Raw genomic sequence first — 20,954 nt, forward strand, 5'->3', positions numbered from 1 at the left:
TTCGGTTATTCCGGGACTATTACATAAACGCAGGTGTAAGAGCCGGGTTCACTCTCAATTCCTATGCCATAAGGATCACCAAACCTCAGCTTAATTCGCTGGTTTACATTGTATAGCCCGATGCTCTCTGACGATAAATCTGTAGAAGAATGCTCCAATCGCTCTGCAAGCTTCTGTCGAAAATCTTCCGTAATCCCCGCTCCGTTGTCCGTTATGGCAACACATACCCCATGTTGAACAAACTTCACACTAATCTTTATGCAGGCTGACTGGGGATTCTCCTTGAAGCCATGAAGTATGGCATTCTCCACCAGCGGCTGAAGCATCAATTTCACGGTTCGGCTGCGCAATACTGCCGGATCTGGAATCTCGTATTGAATGTCGATGGCATGATCATATTTGATGTTCATAATGAACAAATAGTCCCTTACATTGTTGAGCTCTTGTTCCAGTTCTACCGTTTCTTGCGATTGCTTCATGGAATACCGCAGCAGATTGCTCAAAGATAATACCAAGCGGTTGGAATCGTCTGTATTTCCGCAGACAATTTCCGTTTGAAGTGCCTGAAGAGTATTGAATAGAAAGTGGGGGTTAATTTGCGATTGAAGAGATTTCAATTCCGCCTCTTTCATCGAAATCTGCGATAGGTAGTTTTGCTTGACCAATCCTTCAATTCTTGCGACAAGCTCTTTGAATTTTTTGCCGATGAGATTGAGCTCCCGGTATATATAGTTTTTGGGGACAACGTAAAGATCATCTTCCCCCATAGTATCCAGTGTAAGCAGCAGTCTTTTGAAGGGTCTTGAGATCGTAACCGTAATCAGAATGGATATGAGGACATTAAAGAGGATACATAAATACATAATTCCCGCCAGATAACTCCTCAGCTGATCCGATTGCGCACGAATTTCCGACATAGGGATGGTGGAGACCATTCGTATACTTGGCGTTGAGGTGGGATGGTAGGTAACCAACTGTTCCTTCCCGGCAATAGTAGTAATCAAGCTGCCGGACTGTCGTTCGGATAGAATCTCAATTCCGGGAAAATCTAACTTGTTGCCGATACTTTCGCTATGCTTATTCACGATAATCGTCCGTTTATCATCTATCATGAAAATATCTTCGTTATCCTGGTAGGCGCTTAATTCGAACAATCCGTTGAACTTATCCAAATCCAGATTAGCTATGACCGCCCCAATGGTCTGACCATTGTACGCTTTGACCGGAAGAGCCACAGAGAGTGTATATTGGTTATAGCTATACACATTACTGGAAGATAAATAATCTTGCTTATGAAGGCCCAGTGTCTTAAATCCTTTGTCAGCCTTCTCGGTTACCGCTGTCTGGAACCAGGTTTGCTCTGTAAACGGGTAGTCCCAACGCAGTAAATTACGGCCGGCAACGTTATTCACGTATCCGTTTTTCCCCAAGATAAGAACGTCACTTATTAAGCTTTGATAGGCAGTGATCCCGTAAGCTAAATCGGCAATGTTGCGCTCATGCTGAATAAGCTCGTCGGCACCTGGTGTCCAACCGGATTTCATTAGCGCGATAACCGAGTAATGTCCAGCTAAAGGTACTAAAGGCCGCTTAGCCTCTTCGAGATTAAAATTAAATAATTGTGCAGCCTGTTCCATTACCTTGTAACTGGAGGCTGCAGCTTGGTCTGTGATGGTGGCGGTAGAATCCCGGATAGAGAAATAACCCAGTAGAAAAACAAGGAGAATGTTGATAAAAAGGTAGGAAAGAAAGATGGTTCGGGTAATCGTACGGCGGAATAAGGTTTGTTTAAGGATCGTGATTATTTTGATCAAAAACATCATCCTTTCTTACCTTTATAGTGAACTTTTGTTTTTGATAGTTTAACAAAACAGGCTGCCCAATCATAGACGGGGCAGCCTGGAATATATTTACTCACTCTCTGTATAGGGACGCCACATAGGATTACCTGGCAGAGGACAATATTTCTCTTTCAGCTTGGCGGTGATTCGCACGATACATCCACATAGAGAGCATGTATACCCGCCTACCAGCTTAGGGCATTCCTTACAATGGAGTAATCGTTCCTCGTAGATCGCGTCAGGAACAGAATGCGCCGCGTTGTTGAACATAGGTGAAGACAGAACTCGGTTGATTTGCACTTCTGTTACTTGATAATCATCCCGACATCCTTTGCAAGACCGATTATTGTTCATACCTTTGACCTTCTATTCCGCAGTTAATTCGAGAACCGTAACAGACATTGCTGGAAGCTCCAATGTCAGCATTGTATCCTCCAAAGAAAATGATGTGAATTCGGAAGGTGCCACGCGGTCAGGATTATCGAAGGTGTTATGTCCGTCTGTAGTATCGGAAGTTAGTGTAGTTCCCTTTACTGTAACCTGACTACCCATAAGGCCTCGTAAATCCAATTCCATATTTGTACCGGTTAGATGATCCAAATTACAAATACTGATATGAATTTGACCTGCATCATTCTTGGATGCGGATACGGAGAGCTGAGGATAAGCTTCTTTGCCGCTGCCCAGTTCTTCGCTCGATAGATGAATGTCCAATAATTGTGCATCTTGGTGTACCTTGAACATGTTGAACACATGATAAGTAGGCGTTAAGATCATTTTCTCGCCTTCGGTCAGAATAACCGATTGCAGTACGTTAACGAGCTGAGCAATGTTAGCCATCTGTACACGATCACAGTGCTGGTTGAAAATATTAAGCGAGATTCCGGCAATCAATGCATCACGAATGGTATTCTGTTGATACAAGAATCCCGGATTGGTTCCCGGCTCAACATCGTACCAAGTCCCCCATTCATCCACTAGCAGACCTACTCGTTTCTCCGGATCATATTGATCCATAATCGCTGTATGCTTGGTAATTAATTCTTCCATGTAAAATGCCTTTTTCAGAGTTCCGGTAAACTCCGCATCCGGGAAGCCTGTAGCTGCCCCTTTTCCGGTCCAAAAATCTCCTGGAATCGTATAATAATGTAGGGTAATAGAATCCATGAACTGGTGAGCATTTTTCATTACCGCTTCCATCCAATTGTAATCATCCACATTAGGACCGCAAGCAACCTTATGGATCTTGTTGTCCCCATAATTTCGTACATAGGTCTGGAATTGACGGTACAAATCAGCATAGTATTCTGGACGCATGTTACCACCGCAACCCCAGTTCTCATTGCCAACACCAAAATATTTAACCTTCCAAGGCTCTTCCCGCCCATTTTCCTTACGCAGCTCAGCCATTGGGGATACACCCTCAAAAGTTAGATATTCCACCCACTCCGACATTTCTTGTACAGTTCCGCTACCCACGTTCCCGTTAATGTACGGTTCGCATTCAAGCATTGCACATAACATCATAAACTCATGGGTACCGAAGTGGTTATTTTCTACAACACCGCCCCAATGGGTATTGATCATCCGCTTGCGAGTTTCCTTAGGACCGATTCCATCCTTCCAATGATATTCATCGGCGAAACATCCACCCGGCCATCTAAGTACAGGGATTTTCATTTCCTTGAGTGCTGCTACAACATCATTGCGGATACCATTCGTATTCGGAATAGGAGAATCTTCGCCTACCCATAGTCCTTCATAAATACAGCGCCCCAAATGCTCAGAGAAATGTCCATAAATATTACGGTTAATGGTCCCTTTTGTAATGTCTGTGTTGACAGTTAAACGGTTAGCCATGTGTAAGTACCTTCTTTCATTGGTTAGTAGAACCCTACAAATTTCAAAGCGATAAATCTACACCTTTAGACGAATGACATTCCAGGAAGCTTTTACAAGTGAGGCTGTTACTTTAGCTCCGTCAACAACTGCATTGCCGTTATTATGCGGTTTAACACGATCTGGCTGTTGTTCTGTATTAGCGGCTTTGAGATCATCACACTCCATAACTGTATGTCCAATCAGCGTGCAAGATCCGAAGCTGCGAAGATCAATCTCGAACAGCAGTTCAGACTCCAAATGACGGTTAACAGCAAAGATTGTCACTTCTCCCAACTCTTCATTATGAACGGCAACCGATTCCAGGTAAGGCACATCCGTAATTTCTTTGGAATCGTATTTTGGAGAGTTGATTAAAGGTACCAGTGCTTTTCCTCGGCCATATACAGAGGTATGCATATAAGGATAAAAAATCGTTTGTCTCCATGTACCACCCATCTTAGAGGTCATAATCGGTGCGATTACATTGACCAACTGAGCGATACAAGCCATTTTGACGCGATCCGCGTGCTTCAAAAGACTGATCAGCATGCAGCCTACAAGTAAAGCATCCTCATGGTTATAAACATCTTCAAGCTGTGGCGGAGCAATACTCCAAGGGTCCATTTTGCTATCCACTTCATTGGAGTGATACCAAACGTTCCATTCATCAAAGGATAACATCATTTTCTTCTTGCTTCTTTTTTTGGCTTTTACATAATCACAGGTAGCAATAAGGGTACGGATAAAATCATCCATCTCAAGCGAGCGTGCCAAAAAGGTCGGCGTATCATCTTCACGGTTTCCATAATATTGATGCATCGATAGATACTCCACATGATCGTACGTGTGGTCAAGAACGGTAGCTTCCCATTCCGGGAAGGTTGGCATCACAATGTTTGAACTCCCGCAGGCTACCAGCTCTATAGTAGGGTCAACCCATTTCATAACTTTAGCTGACTCTTGCGCGAGGCGGCCGTATTCATGTGCTGTTTTATGCCCGATTTGCCAAGGACCATCCATTTCGTTGCCTAGACACCAGGTTTTAATCCCATGGGGTTGTTCATATCCATGCTCACGACGTAGGTCACTCCAATAGGTTCCAGAAGGATGATTACTGTATTCTAAAATGTTTCTGGCCGCATCCATACCCCGGGTTCCCAGGTTAATGGCCATCATCACTTCCGTATTGGCTTTCTTCGCCCAATCTACAAATTCATTGAAACCGAACTCATTCGTCTCAATCGTACGCCAAGCAAGTTCCAGTCTATGTTTACGTTCACTCTTAGGACCGACACTGTCCTCCCAGTTATAACCGGAGACAAAGTTGCCACCCGGGTAACGGACAATCGGCACCTTAAGCTCATTGATTAATTCGAGCACATCTTCCCTGAAACCGTTCTCATCAGATTGCGGATGACCAGGCTCATAAATGCCGCCGTATACGGCTCTACCTAAATGTTCAATGAATGAACCATAAATTCTTGCATCAATATCACCGATAACAAAATCCTTGTCCACAATCATGGTTGCTTTGTTAGCCATTAGTATAATCACTCCTTGAATTAACGTTTTAATTAACCGCGTTGCGTAAATGTTAATTTAAATACTATAATAGGAGTATATCCTGACTTCTGCAACTATTTTTTTGGAAATGCATTTGTACATTCATTGATTCTGTCTTAGAATAACTATAGATTTGAGAATCCTGGAGGGCTGACATTGATAAAAGCTTCCGCAGACACGAACTGGCTCCCGTTATTTGAAGCCTTAGCAAGTGAAGTGAGGCTGAATATAGTAAGACTGCTCGCTGAGCAACCTATGAACAACAAAGATCTAGCATCCCATCTAAAATTAAGCGGTGCGATCGTATCCATGCATGTGCGCAAGCTCCAAGAAACCGGAATCGTCAGATCAGAAATGATCCGGATAGACGGCGGTACCCATAAGATGAATACCCTCGCGGTTGAAGCGATTGAGATCCTGTTTCCTTTTCTTAAAAATGCTCCGCGCTTGTTTCATGAAATCTCCGTCCCTATCGGTCACTATAACGATTACGAGATCGCTCCAACCTGCGGGCTGGCTACGACCAGTAAATTAATCGGTCAATTCGATGATCCCCGTTTCTTCTTGGATCCAGAGCGTGTGAACGCGGGTATTCTTTGGTTCGGCAAGGGGTACGTAGAATACAAACTGCCCAACTTCCTCCTATCCTCCCAAAAAATTGAGGAGATTGAGATTTCTCTGGAAATGGGCTCCGAGGCACCGGGTATCAACCGGAACTGGCCCTCCGACATCAGCTTTATTCTGAATGGGACGGAGCTTGGGTCCTGGACGAGTCCTGGAGATTCAGGTGAGGGACGGGGAACCTATACACCTACGTGGTGGAGGGATGATATCAATCAATACGGATTCCTGAAGCAAATTCAGATTAATGCCAACGGTACGTTTCTAGATGGCCAAAAAATGTCTGATATTGGTTTGCCAGAACTAGCCATTGAGCGTAACCAGTGGACACTTCGCTTGGAAGTCAAAGAAGATGCCGCCCATGTCGGCGGTTTAACCTTATACGGTGCAGGGTTCGGGAACTATAATCAGGACATCATGTTTCGCACCTACTATAAGGCGGCTGCGGAAGATTAAGGATGGCTGACTGATTTATTGATTTATTGATTTATTGTAAAAGAAAGAGAGGTGCGGCTGGGGCTGCACCTCTCTTTGTGGTGGGTATGGTGGGTATGGTGGCGCATGTGGACTCAGAAGACCCTATTTAGCTAAATACTCCAGATTCCGTAATCTTGCGGACTCAGTGGACGCTATTGGATGCAAAATCATCATTTTACGATCACTATCCATCAAATAGCGGCACCTCTGTCCACATAGTTTGTCCAAAGACATTTTTGTTCAAAATAAGGTCTTTACAGTCCATATCCACTGTCGTTCTGCCGTTCTGTCGTTCTGTTGTTCTGTTGTTCTGTTGTTCTGTTGTTCTGTCGTTCTGTCGTTCTGTCATTCTGTCATTCTGTCGTTCTGTCGTTCTGTTGTTTTGTCGCTCTTTCATTCTGTCGTTCTGTCCATGTGTTTTACTTTCTTTCTGTCTGACTTATGTCTGCCTATACTCCCACTCCACTCTGCCGCACCATACTCCCATTCACTGCGAATCTTCCTTAAGTAACATTAATCTTTACTCCTTGGCTCATGTCGTTCCCAGCAATTCACTATTTCCTTACGCAATCTAAGTTCACCCAAAGGTTCAGGAACGGCTATACTTTTCCCCTAGTAAAAGCAAGCTGCTCCCGTACAGCTTCCATATTCGTAATCGGCTCTTGGCAGGCAAAGTTCCTGCATACATAGGCGGTTGCTTCTCCATGGATGGATGGCTTGTCCGCAAGATGTGGCAACAACTTCACTATAGCTTCCTCATCGTTACCCTCCCACTTGATCAGCAGCGAGGCATCCGGCATATAAGCCTGCTGAACATGAGCAATCATACCGTGAAGTACAGGATCCTGCCGCTTACCGGAAAGGACCCATTCCTTACCACCGCCGACCATGGCAAGCAGTGCCTGCAAATACATTGCATAACCCGGTGGATAATGAGAAGCTGCGGCTCCGAGTACATCCGCAGTACGTTCAGCGACACCCTTTAGCTCTGCGTCCTGAGTTATGCCCGCCAACTTCCACAATGCTCTTGCTGCCACAGAGTTGCCCGAAGGCATCGCACCGTCATACAACTCTTTGGAGCGAATAGGTAACTCCTCCCCGTCTATGCCCGTGAAGAAAAATCCGCCGCGCTCCTCATCGGAGAAGAGCCCAAGCAGCCCATCTTTTAAAATAAGCGTACGTTCCAGATAATCCGCATTCCCTGTAGCTTCATATAACTCCGTAAGACCCCACAGTAAAAAAGCATAATCATCTATATAAGCGGGATAGGCAGCCTCCCCCTCACGATAACGGGCCAACAACCTTCCATCATCACGTCGCATTTGATTCCATATGAAATCGGCTGCTGCCCCGGCGGCTTTGGCGTATTCCGGCTTCTGTAATGCTTTTGCTCCCTGAGCCATGGCAGCGATCATCAACCCGTTCCATGCCGTCAACACCTTATCATCCTTGGCAGGGTGAATTCGCTGCTCCCGGTAGACAAACAGCTTTTCACGCCATTCCTCTATTCGAGTCCGCAGCCCGAGTGGATTCATCCCGAGGTTCTCTGCCAATTCATCCGGTAGGCTTTGCAGGAGATTCGGAATATTCTTGCCTTCAAAGTTACCTTCCGGTGTAATCCCAAATACATGGCAGAAAGAATGCATATCCTCAAGACCTAGCGCTTCCTCAATCTCTTCTCTGGAGAACACATAGAATTTACCCTCTACTCCTTCGGAATCCGCATCCTCTGCACTATAGAAAGCACCCTCTGGAGAAGTCATGTCACGCTGTACGTAAGTGAAGATATTCTCAGCGATCTCAGCATAGAGCGGTTTACCCGTAAGCTGAAAAGCTTCTAAATAGACATATGCCAACAGCGCATTGTCATACAGCATTTTCTCAAAGTGCGGGACCAACCAGTGCCGGTCTGTGGAATAACGAGAAAATCCAAATCCAACATGATCGTACATCCCACCCCGGTACATGGATTCCAAAGTGATTTCCACCATTTTTAATGCTTCGGGTTCATTATAGGCCTGACTGTATGCTAAGAGAAAAGATAGATTATGCGGGGATGGAAATTTGGGTGCGTCTCCAAAGCCTCCATACTCCTTATCAAACTGATGGCGGTACAGCTTGTATGCCTCATGCAGCATTTCTTCTCCAACAACTTCCCCTTCGCCTCCCTCAGGTTGATGCTCAGAGGCTTGAATCTCAGCAAGCAGGTCATCGCCCATCTTATTCAGCGCATGCCCATCCTCTTCCCATTTCACCTGAATCTGCTCAAGCACATCCATAATCCCCATCCGCCCATACTTTCGCCGCTTGGGAAAATAAGTCCCGGCATAAAAAGGCTTTTTATCCGGCGTTAACAGCACCGTGAGCGGCCACCCACCAGATCCCGTGAGCGCCTGGCATACGGACATATACAACGCATCAATATCCGGCCGCTCCTCACGGTCAACCTTTATTGCAACATAGTATTTGTTAAGAAGATCTGCGACTTCCTCGTCCTCGAAGGACTCGCGTTCCATGACGTGGCACCAATGACAAGTTGAATAACCGATAGATAAGAAGATCGGTTTATTCTGCTCAGTAGCTTTTGCAAAAGCGTCGTCTCCCCATGAATACCAATTCACGGGGTTATATGCATGTTGTAGTAGATATGGGGACTTCTCATTTACCAATCGATTAGGCTGTTGGCCTTCTTTAAGTTCCATGTATGTAACCTCCTAAAGCAATAAGTGCCATTGTTAGTATTACCCAATGAAAGGCGAAAAGACACTAACGAGGAGTTAGTGTCTTTTTGAGTATTAAATATCGCTATTGGAGTCTTACTGATTTGCTCTGCTGTAAATAATAGTGACTGCCATAGCCACCTTTCCAGTAATAATTGAACAAATAATTTTTATTGTGGAAATCGGTTAGGCTTTAAAAGATCAAATCCTCTTTATGTCAATAAAATCCTCCACTGCGGTGCAAAGTTAATTTTATTACATATTATAAGATAAAACCTGCGATGAAAGGAAAATTAATACATGGAATATTTCGACATGCTGGCCAAATTAGGTATTGGCAACGCTCATCCTGGAGGATTTGCTGCTACTTTGAGACAATTTGAACAATATCCCCTACCCACTAGCTCCCGAATTCTTGAAGTGGGTTGTGGCACAGGCAGAACATCTTGTTATTTAGCTGCTCAGGGTCATGATGTAGTAGGTATAGATATTCGCCCAGATATGATCGCAAAAGCCAAAAAGCGGGCTGAAAAAGAGAATGCAACGTTGACATTCTTGGAAGGAGATGCAATTTCACTACCTTTTCCAGACGAATCATTTGATGTGATTCTTGTCGAGTCTGTATCCATATTCACTGATACAGGGAAGGCATTCTCGGAATACTACAGGGTTTTGCGGTCTGGAGGCCAACTTTTTGACAGAGAAATGATCCAACGAAAACCCATGTCTACAGAAATCAACCAAGAAATTACTAAATTTTATCACGTTGATAGGCTATGGGACCTTAAGGATTGGTCAACCTTAGTAAAAACAGTTGGATTTATTCGTTCACAGATAGAGGGTCCCTTCATGTTTCCTAAATCAAGTGAGGATCTTTTTGAGCATCCAGACTATTATCAACAAATTGATGTGGGTTCCTTTCTTGACCTCTCCATTTGGGAAATAATAAGTAAGTACAACAATATAATGGACAGTTATGAAGAATACATCGGATATATTCTTGTGATTGGAACTAAATAAATAGGTTGTTGTTCACCATACTACAAAAAAGAACAAAAGCCTAACAGCATAGGCTCTTGTTCTTGCTTAATACGCTTTATATGGTCTTGTTATTAAACAAAGAAACCAGCAGACAATATGATTACCAACAAAATATAAAGAACCAAAATTGCAGCCGTAGAAGTAAAGCCGTGACAAACTTCAGGACATCCCATTGATTTCCCCTCCTTTTTGCTACCTAAAACATGATATGCGCCGTCCGTTCTGAATGTATGGACTATAACCCAACTAACATGGAGGAATATATATGTCTAATTTTAACTCACAAAAATTAACCGTGAAACTCATTCCACCTGCCACTTCATTTGAATCCACTCACCCGCAATATAGACAAATCATTTACTATGGGACTCCACGACAATATTTAGAGCAATTATATCAAAAGTATAGAAATACTCATTCCAGAAACATTACTTTGTTGGATATGAAGCAAGGAGATGTAAATGGGGACGGAACGATTGATAACATATATTTATACGGAAATAAACCAGAAGAAACTGGAATCTTTGCAGATCAGATCACTCTAGTTATCGAAGATGGTCATTCTAACAAAACTACAACGGTAAGTCTTCAATACAATGCGGGATATAATGCTAGGCTATTTCTGGGAGATTTTTCTAAGGATAGCGTGTCGGATATTTTAATAAGTATTGATGCTGGAGGAAGCGGAGGGTATGGCATATTCTATATGTATTCCTTTAAGGATAACAATCTACGTGAAATATTTAATGCTGAAAAATATAACAATGATTATAAATTCAATGTGAACTATGAGGATTTTTATAAAGTTAGTGTAGGTAACCCCCAATTTAACGTGCTATTCACTATAGATATTAGCTACAAAGGCTATGAATATTTATCACAGTATTACAACGAAAACGGTAAACTAAAACAACCGATTAAGGGAGAGGTGCTCGCTTTAGGTGCGTTATATCCCATTGTTACAAACGAAAGAAGCAATAGTTATGATTTACTTGCTGTTCAACGAATTATCGGCTCTACAAATTCCGATACAATTGGGTACGTAGAAAACCTTTTGACATGGGATGGTACTAGATTTAGATCAACAAGATTATCAGTAGCTATACTTGGTACTAACTTAATTACCCTTTACTGAATAATTAGCGGAATAACGAATACTTAGAATTATTGGTTTATTTTGTTCGTGGGCTTTGGTGAAAGCGTCGTCTCCCCAGGAATACCAATTCACTGGGTTATAAGCGTGTTGTAGTAGATATGGGGACTTCACATTTATCAATCAGTTAGGCTTTTGGCCTTCTTTGAATTCCATTTATGTAACCTCCTTGTGCGGTATGGATCATTGTTAGTATTACCCACTGGAGGACGAAAAGACACTAACGAGGGGTTAGTGTCTTTTAAAGGAGGATCGAATGTAACTTTCTCAAAAAAACTCATACTCTTTCAATGGGGATGTTAATTTCAAAATAGATTACTTTTTACTGCCGAACTGCTTACTCGGTGTCACTCATGTAGATGATGATATCGTTAATACTATTGGGCTATTATCAGTTACATTATAAAAGGAACCTTATTGTACTCTATCCATAATAAAGTTACTTGATTCTCCAAAATGCATACCTTGGCTTTTTTCGTTTTTTCACCGTAAAAGACATAAAATTATATCAAATAAAGTGGAGTATGTTTCTTAAAATAACACAAATAGTCATTGTTAGTATTACTCCCTTGATGGGAAAAAGACACTAACGAGGGGTTAGTGTCTTTCACAAAGTTGGTGATATGATTTTAAAAGTGTTATTGTATGACTTTTTGAAGAAACGCCCTAATTATTGGGTGAACAATATTTTTAAATGCTGATCGTTCAGGCTGAAAAAGCGTCCCCATAAAGAAAGGATGATTAATTAGTTCCATAATACGAGTGTCACCCTCAGTATCAATTCCTGTAATTCGCATACCTGCTTTCTCTAACAGAGGAGCATACTCAGGGTTTAAACCATAATTACAAATTCCGTACTGTTCAACAATCTCAAGACCACCATAAATATCAGCAACTTTAGAGCCAGGTGTAAGTTTAAAAGTATGCGTTTTTTCACTTACCGAACAAGTGAGAGGAGCAACCAACATTAATGAGGAGGTAGGATTCTCCTCAGCATGATCTGCTTCTGAAAGTGCCAAAACATTTCTAGCAAACTCAATAATCATATGTTGAAAACCCCCACATGTTCCTAGAAAGGGTACATTATGTTCTCGTGCGAATCGGATACCATTTAACGCACCTTGCATACTCTTATAAGGACTAGCAGGAACGGTCCAAAGTGCATGAAACGTTGCTAGTTTTTGTTCGAAACCATTCTCTAGTGAAGAAGTTGGTATCCACTCGATATCGATTTGATAACCAAGATCATCCGAAGCCAATTGAATAGCTTGAGGTATTGCGATATGTGCAACAACTTCTACGTCAAAATCACCAATTAATCCAATCTTACTCACAAAACTCCCCCTCAAATTTAAAGTATTAATCATAAAAAAGATGATTATTAGAGCGCCGCGGTCAACTGCGAGTCTTAAGTTTTGCCTTCTCAATATGTATTCAGGGGGCGCTTTGGAAAAAGCGTCTTTTTGGCTATAAACAGTTAGAGGCAACTCTAACTAAAAAGTGATTAGATCTCCCGAAGCAAATCGATATTATTGGTGTCATACAAGGCGACCTTCAAATCGATAATGTTCAGATTCTTCTTTAATTCATCCATCTGCCGCAGCACTTCCTTACGATGCTCGATCATGATGCTGCGCCGAGTTTCCTTGGTAGTATCGCCTTCCATAAGCAATTCGATATACGTTCTGATGTCCTTAATAGGCATTCCAGTGTTTTTCATGCAGCAAATCACTTTGACAAGCACTAGATCCCCGTCAGAAAATATCCGATTACCTGCCCCGTTGCGCCCCACAAAAGGCAATAATCCTTCCTTGTCGTAAAAGCGGAGCGTATGCGCCGTCACATCGCAAATAGTAGCTACTTCATTGATGCTGTACATCATCTTTCACCTCGAAAATGGGTATTTAAAGCCTGCTTGACTTCGATAAGTCTCTAAGTATTAACATTAAGTATATCGAACGGCACGTCTACTTTCAATTCAGGTACCAGACGTTAAGCTTCAAGCATTTTTAGAAGATACAGCAAGCAGACAAAGGAGAGAAAAAAATGGAAAAATTCCCTAAATGGACAGCTTCAAATATTCCCTCTCAGCGGGGCCGCTCGGCCATCGTTACCGGTACAGGGGGCTTAGGCTACGAAACGGCGTTAGAACTGGCGAAAAATGGAGCAGAGGTCATATTGGCCGGACGCAACGCCGTAAAGGGAGCAGAGTCAGTTAAAAAGATCCGCAGCAGCGTATCCTTGGCCAACATACGCTTTGAGGAATTGGATCTTGCCAGCCTGGCCTCGGTACAAGCGTTTGGGAAAAGGATGAATAAGGAACGGCAAAGTCTTGATCTTTTGATCAATAATGCAGGCGTAATGACACCGCCAACCCGCAAGGTCACGAAAGACGGGTTCGAGCTTCAATTCGGCACAAATTACCTTGGACATTTCGCGTTGACCGCACATCTGATGCCTTTGCTGCGCAAAGGGAAAAAACCGCGTGTAATCAGCCTGGGCAGTGTTGCCCACCGTAACGGCTCCATCCATTTTGACGACCTGCAATTTGAACGGCGTTATCATGCAATGGAATCTTATGCGCAATCCAAAATTGCCATGATTATGTTCGCCCTGGAGCTGCAGCGGCTTAGTGATGCTGCGGGATGGGGATTGCTAAGCATTCCGGTTCATCCGGGTGTTTCGCGCACGGATCTGCTTCTCAACGGGGCCGGGCCGAACAGCCCTGCGGGTATTGCAAGAAGACTGCTGGGGCCGATCCTATTCCAGCCGGCCGCACAAGGCGCGCTTCCAACACTGTTCGCCGCGACATCGCCTGATGCGAAACCCAATACTTATTACGGTCCCGGCAGATTCATGGAAATGAGGGGCTTGCCAAAGTCGGGTAAGATCGCTCCTCAAGGGTTGGATACCACTGTCGCGGCCAGACTGTGGGAAGTATCCAAACAGCTGACACATGTGGATTTTGACAAGATTGCTAATTCATAATTTTTCCTTACAGAAAGGTTGAATAGAATGAGAATGACGTTGTGGCTTATAGCCTATGGCTGGGTTATCGTTACGGGTTCAATGCATTTCATGGTTGATGTAGTCTCCCAGTATGTGCGCGGAGTACGCTCTCCCGGTACGGAATCCACCTATTATTACGGGATGAATACCGCCTTTGCATTGGGAGAGGTTCTATTCGGATTGTTTGGTCTGATCCTGTGTCTGAAGGCGCCGCAGCTGGCAGCCGAGTGGCCGGCCGTTACACTTGCCATCGCTGCCGCCCTTGCATGGCTGGCATTCAGCTTTATGTTTCTTCCGTACCGGGAACCGAAAATCATTAGTTTCATATTTGCATTGCTCGTAATCGCGGCCGCAGTCAAGTCTTTAGCTCTATAAAGATATTCAAAGATAACTGTTCCCCGGCCAGTTATCTGAAATTCCCACCGCGCCGGCAGCTGCATTTCTTATCTTGGATAACAGAAGTCATCCGGTTCACCTGGTAACCCTATACCGGTTTATATCGAGAGAAGGAGCTTGACATCCTTCTCTTGCATATTTCTACATTTCGACATAAAGCTATGATAAATTGGAGAGTTCGGTATATTACTAAAAGATCTCCTGAATGCAAGTTAGAAATAAGGTAACCTCATCAACTCTCCTACTCCGCTAATCGAATATCTTCATAAGGTACATACTTGTCAGGTTCAACTTCTTTATATACCCGAACGTGCGTCACAGTAAAAGTTGGATAAGGGGATAACGCCTTGCCTGTATCAAATTTCATTTATTTCAGTTCTGTTTCATTCATACCCCAATATGTTTGTCCTAGTGTCAAATGAGGTGCGTAACTGTCCAATTCAAAATATCGTTCAATAAGTTCCTTTGAGGGCATTACTGCTTCAACCAAACGCCTATGTAGCTCAAAAATCATATTTGATTGAACGCATATGTATACAACAGAGTTACCGAACGACGCCGTTTCAGAAAGTGATAGCTGGAAAGGCGAAAACGAAGAACACGCCTCTTTGATTTTACCCATCCAAACCATGTCCTGATTAAGTCCTCCTTGGGCTTTAACGGTAATATGAGGTTCTACCACATCCGAAATGCGGTTACTAGACCAACGATTTTGAAATCTGATTATTTGTTCTTTGTACTCATTCGGAGGAACAACACCTAAAAAATACTGCATTTTTTCACCCACCTTTAAAGGGTAACTATTCATCTATCGTTTCACGTTAGCTGAATATATTGTTATTTCATATATTTTTGTAACTTCTCCATTAAACATGTATTCAGTAGCTAAAAAAGCCCAATCATATTTCTCACTGTTTCTATTAAGTAATATCCAGCTAAGGCAAGCCAAATGCACTATTTAATTGCGTTTGGATTTATCCCCCAGACCACTGGCTTTGAGACTAATAACCCTCGATCAGTAAGGACATTCAATAGATGAAATTGAAACTTAACATTAGGTTTGGAACCCCTTATTCCATACTTTCAAAACAAAGCTCTCTTTAGCTGACTTATCTTCATAACTTCAGCCTGTTCAAGTGGAGATACATCTTCTTGCTTATTGCTAAAGTATAATGAAATATTGCTATTTTTCCTAACTCTCTTTCAATTATAGATGTAAACGCACGTATAAAATGTCATATATTAAACGAATTGGTTGGAAGAAAAAAGACACTAACGAGGGGTTAGTGTCTTTGATGTGCATAAGTTATTTTCCTGATTTTAACCATATCTCCAATTTAAAAGCAGGCTTTATTTAGAGAATTTGTTGCACATAGGTAATGCAGACTGGAGCTTTTTTGAGCGAGAAATTCAATTTCCGACATCTACTCGTTTACCGACTGTTCGGCAGGAGCCAACTCCAGCTTTAGTAGCAGGGTTGCAACAAAGGATATGACCAATCCCGTCGCGCAGGCGATAAGGAAGCCGCTGAATCCGTCCCCCAAATAAGCCGGCAAGGTTGCCAATCCAGGAAAGGCGAAAGAAATCGCAGCCGAGTGAAAGATTCCAGCGATTCCACCACCAACGGCGCCGGCACAGCAAACGACAACCATCGGCTTACGCAAGGGGAGATTCACACCAAACATCGCGGGCTCGGTGACACCGAATAATGCTGAAATCGATGCGGATAATGACAGAGTTTTAAACTTTTTATCCTTGGCTTTAAAGAAAACCGCCAATGACGCTCCTGCCTGAGCGAAAGCAGCCGGACCCATCAAGGCTAAAATCGTATCCGAACCATTGATTGAAATATTGTTTATAGCAAGCGGCACCAAACTCCAGTGCAGTCCAAATATGACCATCACCTGGATGGCCCCCCCTAGAGCTATTCCCGCACCGACCGGACTGAGATTATACACAAAGCTATATCCTTTTGCGAGCGCATCCCCCACGACCATACCCATTGGACCAAAGACCAATAGTGTAACGGATGAGACTATAATTATTGAAAATAAGGGGGTGAAGAAGCCTCGGATGACTTCGGGTAAAACTTTAAAACAGAATCTTTCGATATATAGCAGCAAGCCCGTCGCCAGAAGAATAGGAATCGCGCTGGCCGGATATGTAACAGGGGAAATACTTAGCCCAAAAAAGTTAATCGTTTGATCGTCTCCAAAGAGAGTGCTAAGACTCGGGTGCAACAGCACTCCGGCAATGACTACAGCGCTAAATGGGTTTGCCCCGAATTTTTTAGCCGATGTAAATGCCAGAAGAACGGGAAGATAATAAAACAGACTGTCAGCCATCGCATTCAGCACCAAATAGGTACCTTCCTTATTGGTTAACAGATTTAATGCTACTGCGGCAGCCAACAAACCCTTCATAATTCCCGCCGCGCTCAAAATATTCACCAGTGGAAGAAAGATACCGGAAATCCCGTCTATAATGATATTAACGATTTTCTTCCGGGGCTGCTTGACTGAAATAACTTGATTTTCAACTTCCATATGTACCTCCTACATTCCCAACAAATTAGCCGGCCAAGGCATCAGCCCCAACCATACAATCAAAGACTACTATATCATAGAAAATATCTTTGTAGCGGATAAGGCATTGTGCAAGTAGGGTATGCGATAATCTAATGCTATTCTTTAGAATGCTTCCATAAAAATTGAAACTCACTAGAAGTTGGCGATTAGGAAAAAGCGTCTTTTGGGCTATAAACAGTTAGAGACTACTCTAACTAAAAAGTGATTAGATTTCCCGAAGCAAATCGATATTATTGGTGTCATACATGGCGACCTTCAAATCAATAATGTTCAAATTCTTCTTTAATTCATCTATCTGCCGTAGCACTTCCTTACGATGCTCGATCATGATGCTGCGCCGAGTTTCCTTGGTAGTATCACCTTCCATAAGCAATTCGATATACGTTCTGATGTCCTTAATAGGCATTCCGGTGTTTTTCATGCAGCAAATCACTTTGACAAGCACTAGATCCCCGTCAGAAAATATACGATTACCTGCCCCGTTGCGACCCACAAAAGGCAATAATCCTTCCTTGTCGTAAAAGCGGAGCGTATGCGCCGTCACATCGCAAATAGTAGCTACTTCATTGATGCTGTACATCATCTTTCACCTCGAAATAGGTATTTTAAAGACAGCTTGACTTCGATATGTCTCTAAGTATTAGCATTAAGTATATCGAACGGCTGGTCAACCTTCAATTCAGGTGCCATACGTTAAGCTTCAAGCATTTTTGGAAGATACAGCAAGCAGACAAAGGAGAGAAAGAAAAAATGGAAAAATTCCCTAAATGGACATCTTCAAATATTCCCTCTCAGCGGGGCCGCTCGGCCATCGTTACCGGCACAGGGGGCTTAGGCTACGAAACGGCGTTAGAACTGGCGAAAAACGGAGCAGAGGTCATATTGGCCGGACGCAACGCTGCAAAGGGAGCAGAGTCAGTTAAAAAGATCCGCAGCAGCGTATCCTTGGCCAACATACGCTTTGAGGAACTGGATCTTGCCAGCCTGGCCTCGGTACAAGCCTTTGGGAAAAGGATGAATAAGGAACGGCAAAGTCTTGATCTTCTGATCAATAATGCAGGCGTAATGACACCGCCAACCCGCAAGGTCACGAAAGACCGGTTCGAGCTTCAATTCGGCACAAATTACCTTGGACATTTCGCGTTGACCGCGCATCTGATGCCTTTACTGCGCAAAGGGGAAAAACCGCGTGTAATCAGTCTAGGCAGTGTTGCCCACCGTAACGGCTCCATCCATTTTGACGACCTGCAATTTGAACGGCGTTATCATGCAAGTGAGTCTTATGCCCAATCAAAAATAGCCATGATTATGTTCGCTCTGGAACTGCAGCGGCGCAGCGACATATCGGGCTGGGGACTGCTGAGCATTCCGGTTCATCCGGGAATATCGCGCACGGATCTACTTCTCAACGGGGCCGGGCCGAACAGCCCTGCGGGTATTGCAAGAAGACTGCTGGGGCCGATCCTATTCCAGCCGGCCGCGCAAGGCGCGCTTCCAACGCTGTTCGCCGCGACATCGCCTGATGCGAAACCCAATACTTATTACGGTCCCGGCAGATTCATGGAAATGAGGGGCTTGCCAAAGCCGGGTAAGATCGCTCCTCAAGGGTTGGATACCACTGTCGCGGCCAGACTGTGGGAAGTATCCAAACAGCTGACACATGTGGATTTTGACAAGATTGCTAATTCATAATTTTTCCTTACCGAAAGGTTGAATAGAATGAGAATGACGTTGTGGCTTATAGCCTATGGCTGGGTTATCGTTACGGGTTCAATGCATTTCATGGTTGATGTAGTCTCCCAGTATGTGCGCGGAGTACGCGCTCCCGGTACGGAATCCACCTATTATTACGGGATGAATACCGCCTTTGCACTGGGAGAGGTTCTATTCGGATTGTTTGGTCTGATCCTGTGTCTGAAGGCGCCGCAGCTGGCAGCCGAGTGGCCGGCCGTTACACTTGCCATCGCTGCCGCCCTTGCATGGCTGGCATTCAGCTTTATGTTTCTTCCGTACCGGGAACCGAAAATCATTAGTTTCATATTTGCATTGCTCGTAATCGCGGCCGCAGTCAAGTCTTTAGCTTTATAAATCCATTTATCCGATCCCGTTATACAGGATAAAACAAAAGGAAGGAGCGAATAAACTCGTCCCCTTCCTTCTTCTTGCCTGATACTAAATAGCACGCCTGTCTTCTTTTAAAATACTGTATATTTCTAAATCGACAATTCCTTTACCTGCCCATAGTGTTGCTTGTCTCAATGTTCCTTCTTTGATGAAGCCATTCTTCAACAATACCTTTTTTGAAGTCTCATTTAAAGGCATAACTTCAGCCTGAATTCTATTGACGTTGACATCCGCAAACAAAAAATCGAGTAATATTTTTACCGCTTCGGTAGCGTTACCTTTTCCCCAATGTGATTCCGACAAATAGTAGCCAATCGTCACTGCGTTTACCTTTTGATTAAAGTCAACAGCTTCAATAATTCCAAGCAATCGATCGGGTTTAGGATTGGCGAAAATCCCCCACTTAACCCTTGACCTTTTATTATAATCTCTCTCAAAATGACCAATCATATTTTTTACAGTTTCTTTATTGTGTTTGGGTATTATGCCACAGTATTCAAATACTTTGTCATTGTTATAGATTTCAAAAACATCGTCAAGATGTTGATCTTCAATTTTCTTCAATACGAAATCATCTGACTTTAGGATAGGAAACTGTTCAAAAACTGCTTCAATGTTCATTCCGTCACCGCCCCATATTTTCTTTTTTATCGGAATATCTCTAAACTCCATCTCATTTAAGAAAGAATTATTTATTATTAAACTTCTTACCCTCTCTATTGTATTAGGTCGGTTGGGTACACCACCATTTCTATTAAGCAATATCCACCTAAGACAAGCGAACGCTTCAAAAACTTCAAGTTCTTTTTGCTCAATATCATTTTCCAATAGATAAGCGGAACGAAACACATGTGCATATCGCTCCGACATGTATATACTTTGTAGAGTAAGTGCCCACGCAAAATCATATCTGGAATCCCCTAATTGTCCGTTCGTCCAATCTATTACGGTGTATCGGTCATTCTCCTCTAAAATGTTTCCCACATGGAAATCACCATGAATTATACGATCTTGCTTTATTGGAATGATTTGAACCAGAGAAAATAATGCACTACTTAGGTCATCATGCTCCCTTACTTCAGGAAAAAAGTAATCAATGAAGTCGTACTTGGGAAGATTTACATATCTTATCTCTTCCACGTGGATTTTATGTATTCTAGATAATATCTTCGCAATATCAACCATTTTCTTTTCATTCACTTTAAGAACAGGCATTCCGTCAAAGGTTGTTAGCAACACCTCATCTGCGTTTGGATTTATCCCCCAACCCACTGGCTTAGAGACTGATAACCCTCGTTCAGAAAGGACATTCAATAAATGAAATTGAAAACTAACGTCCGGTTTGGAACCCTTATTCCATACTTTCAATACAAAGCTCTCTTTATTTGAGCTTATTTTCATAACTTCAGCTTCAAATCCATGATCCATTGAATGTGTAGTTAAGGTGTTCACTTGAGTTAATAATTCATCCATTTTTTCGTTTTTTTCTACCCAATCCACAATACCTATAGAGTGTCCCAATAATCATCATCCTTCCCTG

Annotated in this window: 20 protein-coding genes and 1 pseudogene; 7 read left to right on the forward strand and 14 right to left on the reverse strand. The window is 43.0% G+C overall.

Going from position 1 to position 20,954, the window contains the following annotated elements; genetic code table 11:
- Window positions 1–5: 5 nt before the first annotated feature.
- The 4 genes from PWYN_RS23090 to arfA form a co-directional block, all read right to left on the reverse strand.
- Window positions 6–1,820 (reverse strand): cache domain-containing sensor histidine kinase, encoded by a 1,815-nt coding sequence (locus PWYN_RS23090; protein ID WP_036659112.1) that lies wholly within the window; start codon window positions 1,818–1,820, stop codon window positions 6–8.
- Between the two features lie 90 nt (window positions 1,821–1,910).
- The gene (locus PWYN_RS28865; RefSeq protein ID WP_084146900.1) at window positions 1,911–2,195 is read right to left on the reverse strand and encodes a DUF6171 family protein; all 285 of its coding nucleotides are present in this window, start codon (window positions 2,193–2,195) and stop codon (window positions 1,911–1,913) included.
- A 12-nt stretch (window positions 2,196–2,207) separates the two neighbouring features.
- Window positions 2,208–3,701: an alpha-N-arabinofuranosidase gene (locus PWYN_RS23095; RefSeq protein ID WP_036656738.1), complete on the reverse strand. Its 1,494-nt coding sequence runs from the start codon at window positions 3,699–3,701 to the stop codon at window positions 2,208–2,210.
- Between the two features lie 57 nt (window positions 3,702–3,758).
- Window positions 3,759–5,264 carry an arabinosylfuranosidase ArfA gene (gene arfA, locus PWYN_RS23100; protein WP_036656741.1) on the reverse strand — a complete coding sequence of 502 codons (1,506 nt, stop codon included), beginning with the start codon at window positions 5,262–5,264 and terminating at the stop codon, window positions 3,759–3,761.
- A gap of 177 nt (window positions 5,265–5,441) precedes the next feature.
- Here arfA and PWYN_RS23105 point away from each other — a divergent pair, with 177 nt between their 5' ends.
- Window positions 5,442–6,362, forward strand: coding sequence for an ArsR/SmtB family transcription factor (locus tag PWYN_RS23105; RefSeq protein ID WP_036656743.1), 921 nt, complete (start codon window positions 5,442–5,444; stop codon window positions 6,360–6,362).
- 205 nt (window positions 6,363–6,567) lie between these two features.
- Here the strand turns inward: PWYN_RS23105 and PWYN_RS29415 are convergent, their stop codons facing one another.
- Together PWYN_RS29415 and PWYN_RS23110 are read right to left on the reverse strand one after the other, a co-directional pair.
- Window positions 6,568–6,780 (reverse strand): hypothetical protein, encoded by a 213-nt coding sequence (locus tag PWYN_RS29415; protein WP_157261248.1) that lies wholly within the window; start codon window positions 6,778–6,780, stop codon window positions 6,568–6,570.
- Between the two features lie 202 nt (window positions 6,781–6,982).
- Complete coding sequence (locus PWYN_RS23110) at window positions 6,983–9,085, reverse strand: thioredoxin domain-containing protein (protein ID WP_036656746.1); 2,103 nt, start codon at window positions 9,083–9,085, stop codon at window positions 6,983–6,985.
- A gap of 318 nt (window positions 9,086–9,403) precedes the next feature.
- Between PWYN_RS23110 and PWYN_RS23115 the strand changes: the two genes are divergently transcribed.
- Window positions 9,404–10,123, forward strand: coding sequence for a class I SAM-dependent methyltransferase (locus PWYN_RS23115; protein ID WP_036656748.1), 720 nt, complete (start codon window positions 9,404–9,406; stop codon window positions 10,121–10,123).
- 286 nt (window positions 10,124–10,409) lie between these two features.
- Window positions 10,410–11,279 carry a VCBS repeat-containing protein gene (locus PWYN_RS23120; protein ID WP_240479814.1) on the forward strand — a complete coding sequence of 290 codons (870 nt, stop codon included), beginning with the start codon at window positions 10,410–10,412 and terminating at the stop codon, window positions 11,277–11,279.
- Here PWYN_RS23120 and PWYN_RS30140 read toward each other — a convergent pair.
- From PWYN_RS30140 to PWYN_RS23130, 3 genes are all read right to left on the reverse strand, one after another.
- A complete protein-coding gene (locus tag PWYN_RS30140; RefSeq protein WP_276203446.1) occupies window positions 11,262–11,411 on the reverse strand; it encodes a DUF255 domain-containing protein in 150 nt (49 codons plus the stop codon). The genes PWYN_RS23120 and PWYN_RS30140 overlap by 18 nt on opposite strands.
- A gap of 524 nt (window positions 11,412–11,935) precedes the next feature.
- Window positions 11,936–12,631, reverse strand: coding sequence for a CTP synthase C-terminal region-related (seleno)protein (locus PWYN_RS23125; RefSeq protein WP_036656751.1), 696 nt, complete (start codon window positions 12,629–12,631; stop codon window positions 11,936–11,938).
- A 170-nt stretch (window positions 12,632–12,801) separates the two neighbouring features.
- On the reverse strand, window positions 12,802–13,179 hold the full coding sequence (locus PWYN_RS23130; protein ID WP_240479815.1) for a MerR family transcriptional regulator: 378 nt from the start codon (window positions 13,177–13,179) through the stop codon (window positions 12,802–12,804).
- A gap of 164 nt (window positions 13,180–13,343) precedes the next feature.
- Here PWYN_RS23130 and PWYN_RS23135 point away from each other — a divergent pair, with 164 nt between their 5' ends.
- Both PWYN_RS23135 and PWYN_RS23140 read left to right on the forward strand, forming a co-directional pair.
- Entirely contained in the window at window positions 13,344–14,285 is a 942-nt protein-coding gene (locus tag PWYN_RS23135) for an SDR family oxidoreductase (RefSeq protein WP_036656756.1), read from the forward strand.
- Window positions 14,286–14,312: 27 nt separating this feature from the next.
- Complete coding sequence (locus PWYN_RS23140) at window positions 14,313–14,681, forward strand: hypothetical protein (protein ID WP_036656758.1); 369 nt, start codon at window positions 14,313–14,315, stop codon at window positions 14,679–14,681.
- Window positions 14,682–15,069: 388 nt separating this feature from the next.
- On the opposite strand, the gene PWYN_RS23145 is transcribed toward PWYN_RS23140, so the two are convergent.
- The 3 genes from PWYN_RS23145 to PWYN_RS23155 all read right to left on the reverse strand — a co-directional run bounded on the left by PWYN_RS23145 (window position 15,070) and on the right by PWYN_RS23155 (window position 17,873).
- Window positions 15,070–15,477: a 2'-5' RNA ligase family protein gene (locus PWYN_RS23145; protein WP_052088324.1), complete on the reverse strand. Its 408-nt coding sequence runs from the start codon at window positions 15,475–15,477 to the stop codon at window positions 15,070–15,072.
- Window positions 15,478–16,126: 649 nt separating this feature from the next.
- Window positions 16,127–17,248 carry a PTS transporter subunit EIIC gene (locus tag PWYN_RS23150; protein WP_036656760.1) on the reverse strand — a complete coding sequence of 374 codons (1,122 nt, stop codon included), beginning with the start codon at window positions 17,246–17,248 and terminating at the stop codon, window positions 16,127–16,129.
- A gap of 247 nt (window positions 17,249–17,495) precedes the next feature.
- Window positions 17,496–17,873 carry a MerR family transcriptional regulator gene (locus PWYN_RS23155; protein ID WP_036656762.1) on the reverse strand — a complete coding sequence of 126 codons (378 nt, stop codon included), beginning with the start codon at window positions 17,871–17,873 and terminating at the stop codon, window positions 17,496–17,498.
- A 167-nt stretch (window positions 17,874–18,040) separates the two neighbouring features.
- On the opposite strand from PWYN_RS23155, the gene PWYN_RS23160 reads away from it, so the two are divergent.
- Complete coding sequence (locus PWYN_RS23160; protein WP_036656765.1) at window positions 18,041–18,982, forward strand: SDR family oxidoreductase; 942 nt, start codon at window positions 18,041–18,043, stop codon at window positions 18,980–18,982.
- Window positions 18,983–19,009: 27 nt separating this feature from the next.
- Entirely contained in the window at window positions 19,010–19,378 is a 369-nt protein-coding gene (locus tag PWYN_RS23165; protein ID WP_036656767.1) for a hypothetical protein, read from the forward strand.
- Window positions 19,379–19,462: 84 nt separating this feature from the next.
- Here the strand turns inward: PWYN_RS23165 and PWYN_RS23170 are convergent, their stop codons facing one another.
- Window positions 19,463–20,035 carry a GNAT family N-acetyltransferase gene (locus PWYN_RS23170; RefSeq protein WP_036659114.1) on the reverse strand — a complete coding sequence of 191 codons (573 nt, stop codon included), beginning with the start codon at window positions 20,033–20,035 and terminating at the stop codon, window positions 19,463–19,465.
- Between the two features lie 234 nt (window positions 20,036–20,269).
- Window positions 20,270–20,887: pseudogene (locus PWYN_RS30145) on the reverse strand (aminoglycoside phosphotransferase family protein); the annotation flags it as partial.
- Between the last annotated feature and the right edge of the window lie 67 nt (window positions 20,888–20,954).

The organism is Paenibacillus wynnii (assembly GCF_000757885.1).
GTDB classification, from domain to species: domain Bacteria; phylum Bacillota; class Bacilli; order Paenibacillales; family Paenibacillaceae; genus Paenibacillus_AQ; species Paenibacillus_AQ wynnii.